Here is a 14,594-nt window from a genome sequence, read left to right on the forward strand (position 1 = left end):
AGGTGTGCGATGAGGCTGCTGCGCGGGGTGGCGAGGGCCCTGACCAGCAACTGGAAGCTCACGACCGGGTTGGTGCTGTTGCTCACGCTGATCGCGCTGGCGTTGCTGAGCCCGCTCATCTCGGCCGCGATCGGCAAGGGCAAGGACCCGGTCGCGATCGCGGCCTACCAGAAGTGGCTGGTCCCCTCTCCGCAGCACTGGCTCGGTACCGACCAGTTCGGCCGTGACGTGTTCGCGATGACCATCGAGGCGCTGCGCGCGTCCCTGCAGGTCGGCGCGATCGCCGGCGTCATCTCGACGGTCGTCGGGGTGATCATGGCGTTCCTCGCCGGCTACAAGGGCGGCGTCGTCGACGGGGTGCTGTCGACGGTGACCGACATGGTGCTCGTGGTCCCGAGCTTCCCGCTGCTCATCGCCCTCTCGGCCTACACCAAGAACGTCGGGATCGTCGAGGTCGGGATCATGCTGGCGGTCTTCAGCTGGCCGTTCGCGGCCCGGACGATCCGGTCGCAGGTGCTGAGCCTGCGCGCGCGGCCGTACGTCGAGCTGGCGAAGGTCACGAAGTTCCGCGACATCGAGATCATCGTCTACGAGCTGCTGCCGAACATGCTCCCCTACATCGGCGTGGGCTTCGCGTCGTCGGCCCTGGGCGCCATCTTCGCGCTCGTGGGTCTGGAGGTGATCGGGCTCGGACCCGGCGAGACCATCGACCTCGGGAAGATCATTTTCAGCGCCATCAACACCGGAGCGATGACGTTGGGCGCCTGGCCCATGTTCGTCGCTCCGATCGTCCTCCTCACACTGCTGTTCGCGGCACTCAACCTCATCAACATCGGGTTGGAGGAGATCTACAACCCGCGTCTGAGAGGAGTCGCCGGTGCCTGAGGTGACCGCCGCCCGCGTGCCCGGGACGGAGCTGACCGACGAGCCCTTGGTCGAGATCAAGGACCTTCGGGTTCACTACCGAACGACCAAGGGGGACGTCCCCGCGGTGAACGGCGTCGACCTGGCGATCCGACGCGGCGAGATCCTCGGGATCGCCGGAGAGTCCGGGAGCGGCAAGACCACCTTGGCGGTGGCCCTGCTTCGGCTGCTGCGGCCGCCTGGGTACGTCGCGGGTGGTGAGATCGTCTTTCGTCCTCGGGGCTCACCTCCGGTGGACTTGCTCGAGCTCGACGAGCGTCGGCTGCGGGCGCTGCGCTGGAAGGCGCTGTCCTACCTGCCGCAGGGGTCGATGAACTCGATGAACCCCGTCATGCGGGTCGCCGACCAGTTCCGGGACGTCATCCTCGAGCACCGGAGGGACCTCCGTGGTGACGTCGACGCGATGATTCGGCGGCTGTTGCGTCAGGTCGGGCTTGACGAGAACGTCGCTCGCATGTACCCGCACGAGCTGTCCGGTGGGATGAAGCAGCGGGTGCTCATGGCGATCTCGATCGCGCTCGAGCCCGACCTGGTCGTGGCGGACGAGCCGACGACCGCGCTCGACGTCACCATCCAGCGGGTGATCCTGCAAAGCCTCGGCGACCTGCGGGATCAGTTCGGTGTCACCTTGGTCGTGATCTCGCACGACATGGGCGTGCACGCTCAGCTCGTCGACCGGGTGGCCGTGATGTACGAGGGGAAGGTGGTCGAGGTCGGGGACGTCCGACAGGTGTTCAAGCGACCTCAGCACCCCTACACGAAGAGCTTGATCGAGTCGATCCCCAAGATCGGGGAGGCTCCATGGCGGGAGGAACAGCGGAGTCGGGTGCCATGACCGGGCCAGCGATCGAACTGCGTGACGTCGAGCAGCGGTTCCACGCCCGCGGCACGGAGACGGGCTTCCTCACGGCGGTCCACAAGACGTCGTTCACGCTGAGCACCGACCCGCCGCGCATCGTCAGCCTGGTCGGCCAGAGCGGCAGCGGAAAGAGCACGCTCGCGCGGATCGTGCTGGGTCTGCAGCGGCCGACCTCCGGCACGGTGACCTACGGGGGCAAGGACATCTTCCGGCTGTCCCGAGCCGAGTACGACGACTTCCGCCGCAACGTCCAGCCGGTCTTCCAGGATCCCTACGCGATCTTCAACCCCGTCTACCGCGTGGACCGGGTGCTGAAGACGGCGATCCGCAAGTTCGGGTTGGCGTCGTCGAAGGCGCAGGCCGAGGAGCTGATGGAGGAGTCGTTGCGCGCGGTGCGGCTCGACCCGGGCCAGGTCCTCGGCCGCTACCCGCACCAGCTGTCCGGCGGGCAACGACAGCGGATCATGCTCGCCCGGGTGCACATGCTCCGCCCGTCGTACGTCATCGCGGACGAGCCGGTCTCGATGCTCGACGCACAGGTGCGGAAGGCGTTCCTCGACATCCTCCTCGACTTCCAGCGCTCGTACGGCATGACGACGCTGTTCATCACCCACGACCTGTCCACCGTCTACTACCTCGGGGGCGAGGTGATGGTCATCACGCGTGGCCGCATCGTGGAGAAGGGGCCGGTCGCGGAGGTCATGCACCAGCCCAAGCACCCGTACACGAAGCTGCTGCTGGCCTCGGTCCCGCAGCCCGACCCGGACCAGCGCTGGACGGATCGCATCGACCTGGATCAGGCCGAGCGCGAGGAGGCCGACCCGATGGTGTCGGGAGAGCCCGACGCGAGGGTTCCCTGACCCGGTCCGCCCTCGTAGGGTGGCGGGACGGAGACGAGTCCGCACGGCGAGAGGCGCACCATGGCCACGTGTCCGAAGGCGACGGACGTGGAGCGGGTCGATGCCGCCGACCTGCGGCACCGGATGGTCGACGACTTGCGCGCCCGCGCGGTGGTCACCAGTCCCGCGGTGGAGGCGGCGCTGCGCGTGGTACCGCGGCACGTCTTCGTCCCCGAGGTGCCGCCAGAACGGGCGTACGCCGACGAGGCCGTCGTCACGAAGGTCGGCGACGACGGCATGCCCACCAGCTCCGCCTCGCAACCCTCGATCGTCGGGCTCATGCTGGAGCAGCTCGACGTCGCCCGTGGTCACCGGGTCCTCGAGATCGGCGCGGGCACCGGCTACAACGCCGCGCTGCTTGCCGAGCTGGTCGGCCCCGAGGGCGCGGTGACCACGGTCGACCTCGACGCCGACGTGGTGGAACGCGCGGCGGCCGGCCTGCGGGACGCAGGCTTCGACCAGGTGCGGGTGGTCTGCGCGGACGGCGGCCTCGGCTGGCCGGACGGCGCTCCGTACGACCGAATCATCGTGACGGCCGGCGCCTGGGACCTGCCGCCGGCGTGGACCGGGCAGCTCGCGCCGAGCGGGCGGTTGGTGGTCCCGCTCGGCATCAGGGGCGTCTACCGCAGCGTGTGCTTCGAGCCGGTGGGACGGACGTGGCGCAGTGGGTCGATCGTCGACTGCGGCTTCATGCCGCTGCGTGGGGAGTTCGCCGGACCCGGCCGCTACGTCAAGGTCGGAGAGTCCGGATCCGTCTGGGACGACGGCGACCTGCGCGGCGACGTGAACGTCCTCGCCGAGCTCGGCCCGGGCCAGAGCCCGGCGGTCGAGCTGGCCACGACGGTGACGGCCACGTCGACGCAGCTGTGGCGGTCTTTGGCGCTGTGGCTGGCCCTCACCGACCCGGCGTTCGTACGGTCCTTCGGCGGCCTTCCCGACGACGTGGTGGGCGGCCTCGGGCTGCTGGAGGGCGAGAACCTCGCGGTCCCGTGCCGTCCGCACGGGCGGCACGGCGACGAGCCGTTCCAGGTCATGGTGCGTGGCTACGGCCCGGACGGGCACGGGCTCGCGAGTCGACTCGCCGAGCGGATCCGAGCCTGGGACAGGCGCACGACCGCCGGGCTGCGCATCGACGCCTACCCCGTCGAGACACCGGACGCGGCGATCCCGGCAGAGTGGATCGTCCCGAAGCGGCACACCAAGCTCGGCATTTCCTGGAACGCTCCCGGGTGACACCGGCCGGAGGTTCTCCGCCTCCCCGGGGCGTCGCCCTTTCACCGCCCCGAGCCGGGTCGCTCAACCGACCCGTTCGGCGATCCGACGCGCGACGGTGGTGAACTCCCGGCTGGCGGCCGCGTCGGGATCCGTCACGACGACGGGAGCGTGGACGTGGCCGGTGGTCGGATGGAACGGGATCGCACCCAGCCGCTCGACGTCCTCCGCCCAGATCGCGTGCTCGGCCGCCACCGGTGGAAACAGCGGCGTCTGGTGCCCGCACGAGGGGCATGCGTAGCCGCTCATGTTCTCCACACCGCCGAGCAGCGCGGTCTTGCGTCGCCGCAGCATCGACACCATCTTTCGGCAGTCGAGGTGAGCGGCGTGCTGGGGCGTCACGACGAGGACGACCTGGGCGTCGGGAACCAGCCCCAGAAGGTCCTGCTGCAGGTCACCCGTCCCAGGCGGGACATCGACCAGGAGGAGGTCGGGCTCGGCCGGCCACGCCACGTCGGTGACGAGCCGGCGCAGCAGCAGAGCCACGAGCGGTGCCGACCAGTCCAACGCCTGCTCCTCACTGAGGAGGAACTGCGCCGACACGATCGGGATCCCGAACCGCTCCACCGGCTCCAGCGGCGGCAGGTCCCGCTGCCACAGGGTCACCGACCGTGCTGGCGTGCGGCGCGTGAGGCCCACCATCGCCGGGATGTCCGGTCCGTAGACATCCGCGTCCACCAGGCCGATCCGCACGCCCTCGCGCGCGAGGGCGGCGGCGACGTTCACCGCGACGGTGCTCTTGCCGACGCCGCCCTTCCCGCTGGCGAAGACGACCGTGGCGGTCATGGGCGCGCAGCCCGGTGCACGACCGCCGGGTCGTCCTCCGGCCGCAACGGCACCAACCGATACCGCAGCTCGTACGTGGTGCCCGACGGCACGCGGTAGCGTTCGAGCGTGTCGGGGCCGCAGCTCGCGCCCCCGAGGCCACGCTGCCGGACGTCGACGAAGAGGTGGGTCACCTCGTCGCGCACCAGGTCGACGGTGTGCCACGCCGAGTCGAGCGTGGCGTCGGAGTAGTGGGACGCCTTGGCCTCGACCGGAGTCGGCGCGCTCACCAGCAGCCCGACGCCGTCCTCGCGACGCAACGCCATCCAGCGCACGTCGGTCTTGTTGCCGTGCTCCTGGGGCAGGATGTAGGGGACGTACTGGTCGTCGACGGTGCTGATCCAGCGACCTAGCGCCGCGCCGGCCTTGCGGTCGATGTAGCTCTCGTGCGGGCCGCGCCCGAACCACTCCAGGTCCTCGAAGCCGGCGGGGACGGTCGCCACCACGCCGATGCGCGGCAGATCCGGCAGCTCTCGGTCGACCTCGAACCGATGCTCGGCGTGGAGCGACCCGTCGGCCGCCACGACGAGCCGCGCCTCATGGCCGATACCGTGGTCACGGTCCGGCGGGCAGAGGCGCTCCGACCACGCGATCACCACGTGGCCGGCCTTGTCGCCAGACGACTCCGCCGGTTCCACCGACAGCTTCTCCAGCCGCGACGTGAGCCGGTCCAGCCCGGCGTCGATCCACCGGAAGTACGCCTGGGATCGACGGTGCCACTCGTCGGTCACCGTTCGAATGCCGTCGTTGTCCGTCGGTGCCCGCCACACGTTCGGAACCGGACCGCGGGTCAGGAGGTCGACGCCGTCGACCCGCCAGGCCGTGAGCACCCCGTCGCCACGGCGGACGGCGACCTCGACGCGGTCGCCGCGGATCGTCCAGCCGGACTCCGACTCCTCCACCGTGAGCGGCCCGGTCGTCCCGCTGACCACGTCGCCGCTCGCTTCCGGCGCGGGCGCGACGCCCAGCGCGAGCTGGACCCAGCCGACCTCGTGTCTCTCACCGAGCAGCGGTTCGTGATCGGCCACGAACCTGAGCAGAGCGTGGGCCTCCTGCCCGGGCGCCAGCTCGGGCACCTGCCAGGGAACGTCGATCTCCTCGGCTCCGCCGGGCGGGACGGCCAGCTGGGGCAGGATGCCGGTCGCCACCACCGAGCCGTCGACGGTGACGGTCCAGGTGATGCGCAGGTGACCGAGGTCCCGGAAGTCGTACTTGTTGCGGATGCGCAGCCGGGCCGCGCCTACCGAGTCGGTCGGCTTCCCTTCGGCGTCCACGACCTCACCGTGGGCGTCGACGAGCTCGGCGTCGACCGGCTGGTAGACCCGCTTGACCTCCCACATCGCCGGGTGTGGGCGGCGGTCCGGCCAGAACAGGCCGTCGCAGACGAAGTTCCCGTCGTGGGGCTCGTCACCGAAGTCCCCGCCGTAGGCCCAGTACGACGTCCCGTCCTCGGCGGTGACGGCGATGCCGTGGTCGAGCATCTCCCAGATGAAGCCGCCCTGCAGGCCGTGGTGGGACTCGATCGCCGCCCAGTAGTCGGCGAGGTTGCCGCAGCTGTTGCCCATGGCGTGGGCGTACTCGCACATGATGAGCGGGCGGTGGTCGGTGGTCGTCCTGGCCCACTCGACGATGCGGTCGATCGACGGGTACATGGGGCAGACGATGTCGGTGGCGGCGTGCCCGCCGGACCAGTCCGCGTTGATCGCACCCTCGTAGTGGAGCACCCGGCTCGGGTCGACCCGGCGCACCCAGCCGGCGGCGGCGTCGTGGTTGGGTCCGTAGCCGGACTCGTTCCCCAGCGACCACGCGATGACGCTCGGGTGGTTGCGGTCGCGCAGCACCATGCGGCTGACCCGGTCGAGGAACGCCGCCTGGTAGCGCGGGTCGTCGCACAGGGTCGAGTAGTTGGCGTGGGCCTCGATGTTGGCCTCGTCGATGACGTAGAGGCCGTAGGCGTCCGCGAGGTCCAGGAACGCCGGGTCGGGCGGGTAGTGGGAGGTGCGGACCGCGTTCACGTTGAACGCCTTCAGCACCTCGACGTCACGCCGCACCGTCTCCAGCGGGACGGCGCTCCCGTAGCGGTCGTGGTGCTCGTGACGGTTGACGCCTCGGATGGTGACCGCTTTGCCGTTGACGAGCAACTGACGGTCGCGGACCTCGACGGTGCGGAAGCCGGTGCGCACCGACGTGGCTTCGACCTCCTGACCGTCGGGGTCGCGCAAGCTCACCACGACCGTGTAGAGCGTCGGGACCTCCGCCGACCACGGCTGAACCGAGGGAAGGGACGTCTCCAGCCGCACCTGGCCGAACCCCGGTGGGTCGCCGGCTCGCAGCAGGGGCTCGCCGGTCAGGGGCTCGGTGAGCGTGGGCTCGCCGTCCGGGCCGTCGAGGGTGGCGACGACGTGCCACCCGGGTCCGGGAAGACCACCCACCGTGGTGAGGATGTCGAGGGTGCCCGCGCCGGTTTGGTAGTCGTAGCCGGCGGTCACGGCGACGTCGTGGAGGTAGGTCGGTCCCGTCGCGTAGAGGTAGACCGACCGGTGGATGCCCGCCTGCCACCACTGGTCCTGGTCCTCGATGTAGCTCGCGTCGGACCACTGGATGACCTGGACGGCGAGGGTGTTGGTGCCAGGGTGGGCGAGGCGGGTAACGTCGTACTCGCTCGGCAGTCGGGAGTCCTTGCCGAGACCGACCGGCTGGCCGTTGAGCCAGACCGACGACACCGAGATCGCGCCGCCGATGTGAAGGACGAGCCGGCGCCCCGCCCACTCCGGCGGCAGCTCGAAGCTGGTCCGGTACAGCCCCGTGGGATTGTGCTCCGGGACGTGGGGCGGCCGGTTCGGCCGGAACGGCATCTGGACGTTGGTGTACTGCGGGCGTCCGTAGCCCTGCATCGTCCAGTTGCCGGGGACGGCGATGGTTCCCCAGGAGGAGTCGTCGAAGTCGGGCGCGGCGAAGTCGGCGGGGGTGTCCTCGGGGCGGTCGACGAGCTGGAAGGCCCAGTCGCCGTCGAGGCGGAGGACGTCCGCGCGTTCGCGGGCTCGCGCGTCCTCAGCTGTCCGGTAGGGGAGCAGTGTCGCCCGCCCAGGAAGGCGGTTGACCCCGGTGAGCTCGGGCGTCTCCCACGGGCGTGCCGCCGCCGTGAGGCCGGCAGGGGTGTTGGCTGGCATCGGGATGGCTCCTCCAGGGACTCACGCGGCGGTGTGCCGGCGGATGAACGCCAGCATCCGACGCCAGGCGTCGGCGCACTCGCTGGTGTGGTCGTGGTGGCTGCGGTCGAAGAAGCTGTGCGGCGCACCCGGGTACGTGTGGACGGTGTGCTCGACGCCCGCCTGGCGCAGGCCCGCGGCGAACGCCTCGACCTGCTCGGGCGGGATGCTCGAGTCGGCACCACCGAACAGGCCGAGCACCGGGACCCGGGCCTTCGGCGCCTCGCTGATCGGCGTGGGGCCACCGGGCACCCTGGGTCGCATGCCGCCGTAGAAGCCGATGACGCCGACGAGGCCCGAGCGTGTCGTGGTGTCCGTCGTCCCGGTGCGCGCTGTCCCGGCGTCCGTCCCATCCTCCTCTCGGGGCTCGACGAGCCGTGGGTTGGCCGCTTGGAGGAACGAGTAGCTCCCACCGAAGCAGAAGCCGACCGTGACGATCCCGCGGACCCGGTTGCGCCGCCGGAGGTGGTCGACCGCTGCCTCGATGTCCGCGGCGACAGTCTCCGGGGTGGTCTGGGCGACGTGGGCGCGGAAGTCGAAGTCGGCGCCGCGAGGCTCGAGTCCGGCCGTTCGACCGAAGTAGTCGATCGCCACGGCGTCGATGCCCAGCCCGGCGAACCGTTCGGCGAGCCGCTCGTAGTAGGCGAACAGGCCACGAATGTCGGGGAGGATCACCACGCCGGCGCCGGACGGCTCAGGTGCCATGGCCTCGAAGGCCGCGAACGGCGTGGCGTCGGTCGACGTGAGGACGACTCGCTTGCCCTCGACGGGAACGCAGCTCTCCGGTGGCTCCGGCGGGATCGCGTCATAGTCGAAGCACATCGGCGGCTCCTCCACGGTGAAGGCGAGCTGGCATCCGAACCTACCCCGTGATCGCCATGGTGTCGTAGGGTGGCCGGCCGTGAGGATCGCGGTCTTGCGCGAGCGACGTCCCGGCGAACGCCGGGTCGCCATGCTTCCGGAGTTCGTGCCTCGGCTGCTCTCGACCGGGGTCGAGGTGGTGGTGGAGACCGACGCCGGCGCGGAGATGGGGATCCCCGACGAGGCGTACCGCGACGCCGGCGCGCGCGTCCTCGACGACGTCTTCGACGCCGACGTCGTCGTGTCCGTGCAACCGATCAACCTCGCGACCGCTCGCGCGCTGGCGGAGGGAACCGTCACCATCTCGTTCCTACCGACCAGGCAGGAGCTCCCGCTCGTCCGGCGCATGCGCGAGCGGAAGCTCACGTCGTTCTCGATGGACCTGGTGCCCCGAACCTCACGCGCCCAGCCGATGGACGCGGTCACCTCCCAGTCCATGGTGGCCGGGTACCGGGCGGCGATCGTCGCCGCCGAGCGACTGCCGCGGTTCTTCCCGCTCCTCATGACCGCGGCCGGCACGGTCGAGCCGGCGACGGTGCTCGTCCTCGGCGCCGGCGTGGCCGGGCTCCAGGCGATCGCGACCGCACGTCGGCTCGGGGCGAACGTGCAGGCGTACGACGTGCGGCGAGCGGCCGCCGAGGAGGTCGCCAGCCTGGGCGCGCGCTTCCTCGACCTGGGCCTCCCGCCGTTGGAGGGAGAGGGCGGCTACGCGCGCGAGATGACCGAGGAACGCTCCCTGCGGCAGCGGGAGCTGCTCGCGCCGTACGTCGCCGACGCGGACGTGCTCATCACGACCGCGGCCGTCCCGGGGCGACCCGCGCCTCTGCTGGTGACGTCGGAGATGGTCGAGGCCATGCGGCCGGGGTCGGTGGTCGTCGACCTGGTCGCCGACCAGGGAGGCAACGTCGCGGGCAGCGTTCCCGGCCAGGAGCTGTCGGTCAACGGCGTCCTCATCTGGGGCGGTCAGAACGTCCCCAGCCAGCTCCCGATGCAGGCCAGCCGTCTGTACTCCCAGAACATCCTCAACATGCTCATGCTCTTGCTGCGCGACGGCGAGCTGCGTCTCGACTTCGACGACGAGATCCTCGCCAGCGCGTGCGTCACCCATGCCGGTGAGGTGAGACACCGGCCGACAGCCGAGCTGATCCCGGAGGTGGGCTGAGTGGCCGAAGGGATCGCACTCGTCATCATCCTCGTCTTCAGCGCGTTCACCGGCTACGAGGTCGTCTCGAAGGTGCCGACGGTCCTGCACACGCCCCTGCTGTCCGGGGCCAACGCCATCGCCGGCGTGATCCTCCTCGGCGCCGTTCTCGTCGCGGGGCGGGCCAGCACCACGGCCGAGCTCGTGGTCGGGCTGGTCGCGGTCTTCCTCGCCAGCCTCAACCTGGCCGGTGGGTTCGTGGTGACCGACCGGATGGTGGAGAAGTTCGGTGGGCGAAAGCGGGTCGACCATGGGTGAGGTCGTGACGCCCACGTGGGCGCAGGTGGGCTACGTCATCGCCACGATCTGTCTGATCCTCGCGCTGAGAGGGCTGTCGTCACCGCGGACCGCGCGTGCCGGGAACCTCGTGGGCGCGGCGGGAGCGCTCCTGGCGCTCGTGCTCGTCTTCCTCACCGCGCGACTGGACCACCTGCTGCCGATCCTGTGCGCCCTCGGCCTGGGTGGCCTCGTCGGTGTGGCCGCCGCACGCAAGGTCACGTTGACCGCGGTGCCGGGGCTCGTCGCGGTGCTCAACGGCGTCGGGAGCGCGGCCGTGGTCCTGGTGGCGCTCGCGCGGGTGACCTCCGGTGGGCTCGCGTCCGCCCTCGCGGCGTTCGCGGTCGTGGCGGGCGCGGTGAGCGTGGCGGGTTCAGCGGTCAGCGTCGCCAAGCTGAGCGACCTGCTGCCGGCGCGGCCGATCGTCGTGCCGCGGGCCCCCTGGGTCTACGGCGGTACGGTGCTCGCCGCGCTGGCGGCCGCGGTCGTGCTTGCCTTGACCGGCGCCACGCCGGTCGGCGTCCTGCTCGCCCTCTTGGGCCTCGCGGTCGGCGTCCTGCTCGTGCTGCCGGTCAGCGGGTCGGACGTTGCCGTCGTGATCTCCCTGCTCACCGCGGTCACCGGGCTGGCGGTGGCAGCGAGCGGCTACCTGCTCGACTCCGTGCTGCTCCTGGTGGCCGGCATCCTCGTGGGCGCGGCCGGGCTCGTGCTCACGCGGCGCATGGCCCGGACGATGGGCCGCCGACTCAGCACCATCCTGGTCGGCGCGCTGGCCGGGCCGCCCACCCTCGCGCGGGACGGCACCCGACCGATGAAGACGGTCGGTCCGGAGGACGTGGCGGCGCTCCTCGGGTACGCCAGTCGTGTCGTCCTGGTGCCCGGCTATGGCCTGGCGGTCGCCCAGGCCCAGCACGCGCTCCGTGACCTGGCCGACGTCCTGACCAGCCGGGGCGTCGAGGTCCGCTACGCGGTCCACCCGGTCGCCGGTCGGATGCCCGGCCACATGAACGTCCTGCTCGCCGAGGCGGACGTCCCCTACGACCAGCTGGCCGACCTGGACCGGGCCAACTCCGAGTTCCCGTCGGCGGACGTCGCCCTCGTCGTCGGAGCGAACGACGTGGTCAACCCCGCCGCGCGACGTCCCTACGGGTCGCCACTCGCCGGCATGGCCATCCTCGACGTCGACCGGGCGGCGTCGGTGGTCGTGCTCAAGCGGTCGCGAGGGCTCGGGTACGCGGGGGTGGAGAACGAGCTCTTCTACGACCCGAAGACCTCCGTGCTCTTCGGCGACGCCAAGGAGTCGTTGACACGGTTGGTGGCGGCGCTGCGGAGCCTCTAGCCCGCACCTCCGCCCCGGCGCGCCAGCGCTGGGGGACCGTCGCCACCCTGAGTGGCGCGGGCCCGGGTCAGCGTCTGGTCAGTCGGGCGGCTCCACGCTGACCCTGAGGCTCAGCTTCCCCAACGCCGTCCAGTACGGCTCGACGAGGAAGGTGCCGTCGGCGCCGAGCACCCGCTTGGGCTGCGGGGCCTGGATCTGCACCGAGGTGGGCCGACTGAGCCGCCGTTGCACGACCCACCCGCAGGTCTCCATCCGGACGAAGAGATCCCAGATGCCGGGGTCGAGCGGTCGGCCCAGCTTGCCGGACCGCACGTCGATCCGGGCCGTGCCTTGCAGGACGAGCTGCTCGAGCCCGCCTGACCCCTCGGGCACCAGGTGGGAGGTCGTGGGGATGGCGAAGTCGCCGCCGTCCTGGCGATCGCGGACATAGATGTCCAGCCGGCTTTCCTCGATCACCTTCGTCACGTCGAAGGCGTCGTCGGATAGGGGCGTCCGCAGCTGCACGGGCGGTTCCCACAGCAAGCGACCGTCGTTCCGCTGGAACCGCACGGGGCGGCCGTCGGCGTAGGTGAGCCGGCCGGTCACCCGGACGACCAGTTGGTTGCCGTCCCAGTCCACCCGGTCCAGGAAGGGGACGACGGTCAGGCCGCGCTCGGCCCGGGCGAGCCTGCTGATGTCGGCGTAGGCGCCCGCGTGGAGCAAGCGTGCGCGGACCCGCATGGAGACCGGCAGCCATTGCTCGACGGAGGGAGCGAAACGCTCCTTGGCGAGCTTGCGGATCTCCCGGGCCTGGATGTACCGGCGTGGCCGGATGAAGCGGTTGAGGAAGGTCTGCCCGCCCAGCAGGCGGAGCATCTTGCCGTGGTACCAGTGGGCGTAGAGCTGGTCGCGGTCGTCCCCGGGGATCGTGTAGGCGTCGACGACGTCGAGCACGGCACGCAGCGCCTTGTAGTACTTCACCGGGTCGAACCGACGCGCTGAGTAGTGCGCCCGCCCCCGCTGCTTGACCCAGTGGCAGCAGACCTCGTCCGCGAGCACGCTGATCTTCTTGGCGAGGAAGAACGCCTCGACGACGAAGCGGTGGTCCTCCAGCCAGACCGGCCCCTCGGGGAACCGCAGGCGGTGTCGGAGGAGGAAAGCCGTGCGGAAGAGCTTGTGCGGCGTCAAGAGGCCGAAGAGGTTGTCCTTGATCAGGTCCGCGGAGTCCTTGGACTCCCGGAACAGGCGCGAGGGCACCCCGCGGCCGCCGTGACCGACCACTTTCCCGATGACGATGTCGGCGCTGTTGCGGACCGCCATGTCGTACATCCGTTCGAGCGCCCGAGGCGTCAGCCGGTCGTCGGGGTCGAGGAAGTAGACGTACTCACCCTTCGCCGCCTCGATTCCGATGTTGCGCGGGCGGCCCGGTCCACCGGTGCGAGCCGCATGGATGAGCCGGATATGGGGATGCTGTTCGACCACGGTCTGGAGCCGTTGGGTGCTGCCGTCCGTGGAGCCGTCGTCGATGAACAGCACCTCGTACTCGCTCGGCGGAAGGGTCTGGTGGAGGACCGACGTGAGGCAGGTCTCCAAGTAGGGCCCCGGGTTGTAGACCGGAATCACCACACTGACCTTCACGCCCATGCCTGGAGCATCGTCCGTTCACGCCCGTGACAAACCTCTCAGCAACGGTGTGGCGGTGGCGCGAACGGTGACCGCACGGCGCGGCCTGTCCGACGTTGCGTGGTCGCGGTCAGTCGACCACGCCGTACAGCCGGTCGCCGGCGTCGCCCAGTCCGGGAACGATGAAGCCCTGGTCGTTGAGGCGTTGGTCGAGGCCCGCCATGACGATCGTGACGGGAACCGTGCAGGAGGCCAACCGCCGCTCCAGGTGCTCGAGCCCCTCCGGGGCGGCGAGCAGGCAGACCGCCGTGATCTGGCTCGCGCCTCGGTCGACTAGGAAGCCGATCGCGTCAGCGAGCGTCCCACCCGTCGCCAGCATCGGGTCGAGCACGTAGCACTGCCGACCGGTGAGGTCGTCGGGGATCCGCTGGGCGTAGGTCGAGGCCTGGAGGGTCTTCTCGTCGCGGATCATGCCGAGGAACCCGACCTCGGCGGTGGGCAGCAGCCGGACCATGCCCTCCAACATGCCGAGGCCCGCCCGCAGGATGGGGACGACCAGGGGCTTGGGGTCGGCGAGGCGGACCCCCTGGGCCGGAGCCACCGGAGTCTGGACGGTCACCGGCTCGGTCCGCACGTCGCGGGTCGCCTCGTACGCGAGCAGGGTGACGAGCTCGTCGGTGAGCCGCCGGAAGATCGGCGAGCTCGTGGTGACGTCACGCAGCACCGTGAGCTTGTGGGCGACGAGCGGGTGGTCAGCCACGTGGATCCGCATGGGCGAGACCTCGCTTGTGTCGAAGGCTTCGTCGGCGTCCGCGCCAGGGATGCGGCCGAAACTGGCCCCGCCCAGACGTTGCTTGGGCACCTGGCGGACAGCCACCTTAGTGGGACGCGCGAGAATCGTCGGCGGCCGCTCCAGCGTTCCTGTCTGGTCGGTGGGAGGCCGGCACTGTCTGGCATCGGTGGGAGGCCGGCGCGATGGCACAGCGTCGAGCAGCTGCGGGCAAGGGACGTCGTTGGCGGCGCGGGGAGGCACCGGCCCTGGACGACACCGACACCGGTCAGCGGGGACCGACGACGTCGCCGAGGGACCCGTCGGACGTCGCCGAGTGGGCGAGACCAGCGGAGGAGAGCCAGGCCGATCGGCTGCGCCGTCGAGCCGCTCTGCTCCGTGACTTGGCCGAGGCGCGGGAGCTGCGGGCCCGCCTCGCTCCACGGCGGACGCGAGTGGCGCGCCTGCGCGCGATGCTCCGGCACGCCAGCTACCGCACGCTGTAGTGGCCCGGGGTACGCTCAAGAATCGACCGACAAATGCGTGTGGGCGCCCGTG

At 70.8% G+C, this 14,594-nt stretch carries 13 protein-coding genes; 8 read left to right on the top strand and 5 right to left on the bottom strand.

Features of this window, described 5'->3' with window-relative positions:
* Nucleotides 1–9: 9 nt before the first annotated feature.
* Genes DFJ64_RS10895 through fxlM form a run of 4 tightly spaced genes read left to right on the top strand, consistent with a single transcriptional unit; the run spans nucleotide 10 to nucleotide 3,915 of the window.
* Entirely contained in the window at nucleotides 10–885 is an 876-nt protein-coding gene (locus DFJ64_RS10895; protein WP_115850353.1) for an ABC transporter permease, read from the top strand.
* A complete protein-coding gene (locus DFJ64_RS10900) occupies nucleotides 878–1,759 on the top strand; it encodes an ABC transporter ATP-binding protein (protein WP_245941063.1) in 882 nt (293 codons plus the stop codon). Before DFJ64_RS10895 ends, DFJ64_RS10900 begins: the two co-directional genes overlap by 8 nt.
* A complete protein-coding gene (locus DFJ64_RS10905) occupies nucleotides 1,726–2,643 on the top strand; it encodes an ABC transporter ATP-binding protein (RefSeq protein ID WP_245941064.1) in 918 nt (305 codons plus the stop codon). The genes DFJ64_RS10900 and DFJ64_RS10905 overlap by 34 nt, the downstream gene beginning before the upstream one ends.
* 60 nt (nucleotides 2,644–2,703) lie before the next feature.
* Nucleotides 2,704–3,915 carry a methyltransferase, FxLD system gene (gene fxlM, locus DFJ64_RS10910; protein ID WP_115850355.1) on the top strand — a complete coding sequence of 404 codons (1,212 nt, stop codon included), beginning with the start codon at nucleotides 2,704–2,706 and terminating at the stop codon, nucleotides 3,913–3,915.
* A 63-nt stretch (nucleotides 3,916–3,978) separates the two neighbouring features.
* Here the strand turns inward: fxlM and DFJ64_RS10915 are convergent, their stop codons facing one another.
* From DFJ64_RS10915 to DFJ64_RS10925, 3 genes are read right to left on the bottom strand one after another with little or no spacing between them, the layout of a single operon-like run.
* Nucleotides 3,979–4,740 (bottom strand): P-loop NTPase, encoded by a 762-nt coding sequence (locus tag DFJ64_RS10915; RefSeq protein WP_115850356.1) that lies wholly within the window; start codon nucleotides 4,738–4,740, stop codon nucleotides 3,979–3,981.
* Nucleotides 4,737–7,949, bottom strand: a complete 3,213-nt coding sequence (locus DFJ64_RS10920) for a glycoside hydrolase family 2 TIM barrel-domain containing protein (protein WP_115850357.1) — start codon at nucleotides 7,947–7,949, stop codon at nucleotides 4,737–4,739. The genes DFJ64_RS10915 and DFJ64_RS10920 overlap by 4 nt, the downstream gene beginning before the upstream one ends.
* Before the next feature lie 21 nt (nucleotides 7,950–7,970).
* Entirely contained in the window at nucleotides 7,971–8,810 is an 840-nt protein-coding gene (locus tag DFJ64_RS10925) for a dienelactone hydrolase family protein (protein ID WP_115850358.1), read from the bottom strand.
* 79 nt (nucleotides 8,811–8,889) lie between these two features.
* On the opposite strand from DFJ64_RS10925, the gene DFJ64_RS10930 reads away from it, so the two are divergent.
* Genes DFJ64_RS10930 through DFJ64_RS10940 form a run of 3 tightly spaced genes read left to right on the top strand, consistent with a single transcriptional unit; the run spans nucleotide 8,890 to nucleotide 11,665 of the window.
* Complete coding sequence (locus DFJ64_RS10930) at nucleotides 8,890–10,011, top strand: Re/Si-specific NAD(P)(+) transhydrogenase subunit alpha (protein WP_115850359.1); 1,122 nt, start codon at nucleotides 8,890–8,892, stop codon at nucleotides 10,009–10,011.
* On the top strand, nucleotides 10,012–10,308 hold the full coding sequence (locus tag DFJ64_RS10935; protein WP_115850360.1) for an NAD(P) transhydrogenase subunit alpha part 2: 297 nt from the start codon (nucleotides 10,012–10,014) through the stop codon (nucleotides 10,306–10,308).
* On the top strand, nucleotides 10,280–11,665 hold the full coding sequence (locus DFJ64_RS10940; RefSeq protein WP_245941065.1) for an NAD(P)(+) transhydrogenase (Re/Si-specific) subunit beta: 1,386 nt from the start codon (nucleotides 10,280–10,282) through the stop codon (nucleotides 11,663–11,665). The genes DFJ64_RS10935 and DFJ64_RS10940 overlap by 29 nt, the downstream gene beginning before the upstream one ends.
* A 78-nt stretch (nucleotides 11,666–11,743) precedes the next feature.
* Here DFJ64_RS10940 and DFJ64_RS10945 read toward each other — a convergent pair whose 3' ends face one another.
* Nucleotides 11,744–13,288 (bottom strand): glycosyltransferase family 2 protein, encoded by a 1,545-nt coding sequence (locus DFJ64_RS10945; protein WP_115850362.1) that lies wholly within the window; start codon nucleotides 13,286–13,288, stop codon nucleotides 11,744–11,746.
* 109 nt (nucleotides 13,289–13,397) lie between these two features.
* Nucleotides 13,398–14,039, bottom strand: a complete 642-nt coding sequence (upp, locus tag DFJ64_RS10950) for a uracil phosphoribosyltransferase (RefSeq protein ID WP_115851998.1) — start codon at nucleotides 14,037–14,039, stop codon at nucleotides 13,398–13,400.
* Nucleotides 14,040–14,242: 203 nt separating this feature from the next.
* Between upp and DFJ64_RS10955 the strand changes: the two genes are divergently transcribed.
* Entirely contained in the window at nucleotides 14,243–14,542 is a 300-nt protein-coding gene (locus tag DFJ64_RS10955) for a hypothetical protein (protein ID WP_115850363.1), read from the top strand.
* Nucleotides 14,543–14,594 lie beyond the last annotated feature (52 nt).

Origin of the sequence: Thermasporomyces composti (assembly GCF_003386795.1) — a bacterium.
Classification (GTDB): Bacteria; Actinomycetota; Actinomycetes; order Propionibacteriales; family Actinopolymorphaceae; genus Thermasporomyces; species Thermasporomyces composti.

Coding starts and splice junctions, on each gene's coding strand:
- DFJ64_RS10895 (WP_115850353.1), top strand. CDS start 10: ATGAGGCTGCTGCGCGGGGTGGCGAGGGCCCTGACCAGCAACTGGAAG.
- DFJ64_RS10905 (WP_245941064.1), top strand. CDS start 1,726: ATGGCGGGAGGAACAGCGGAGTCGGGTGCCATGACCGGGCCAGCGATC.
- fxlM (WP_115850355.1), top strand. CDS start 2,704: ATGGCCACGTGTCCGAAGGCGACGGACGTGGAGCGGGTCGATGCCGCC.
- DFJ64_RS10915 (WP_115850356.1), bottom strand. CDS start 4,740: ATGACCGCCACGGTCGTCTTCGCCAGCGGGAAGGGCGGCGTCGGCAAG.
- DFJ64_RS10920 (WP_115850357.1), bottom strand. CDS start 7,949: ATGCCAGCCAACACCCCTGCCGGCCTCACGGCGGCGGCACGCCCGTGG.
- DFJ64_RS10925 (WP_115850358.1), bottom strand. CDS start 8,810: ATGTGCTTCGACTATGACGCGATCCCGCCGGAGCCACCGGAGAGCTGC.
- DFJ64_RS10945 (WP_115850362.1), bottom strand. CDS start 13,288: ATGGGCGTGAAGGTCAGTGTGGTGATTCCGGTCTACAACCCGGGGCCC.
- upp (WP_115851998.1), bottom strand. CDS start 14,039: ATGCGGATCCACGTGGCTGACCACCCGCTCGTCGCCCACAAGCTCACG.
- DFJ64_RS10955 (WP_115850363.1), top strand. CDS start 14,243: ATGGCACAGCGTCGAGCAGCTGCGGGCAAGGGACGTCGTTGGCGGCGC.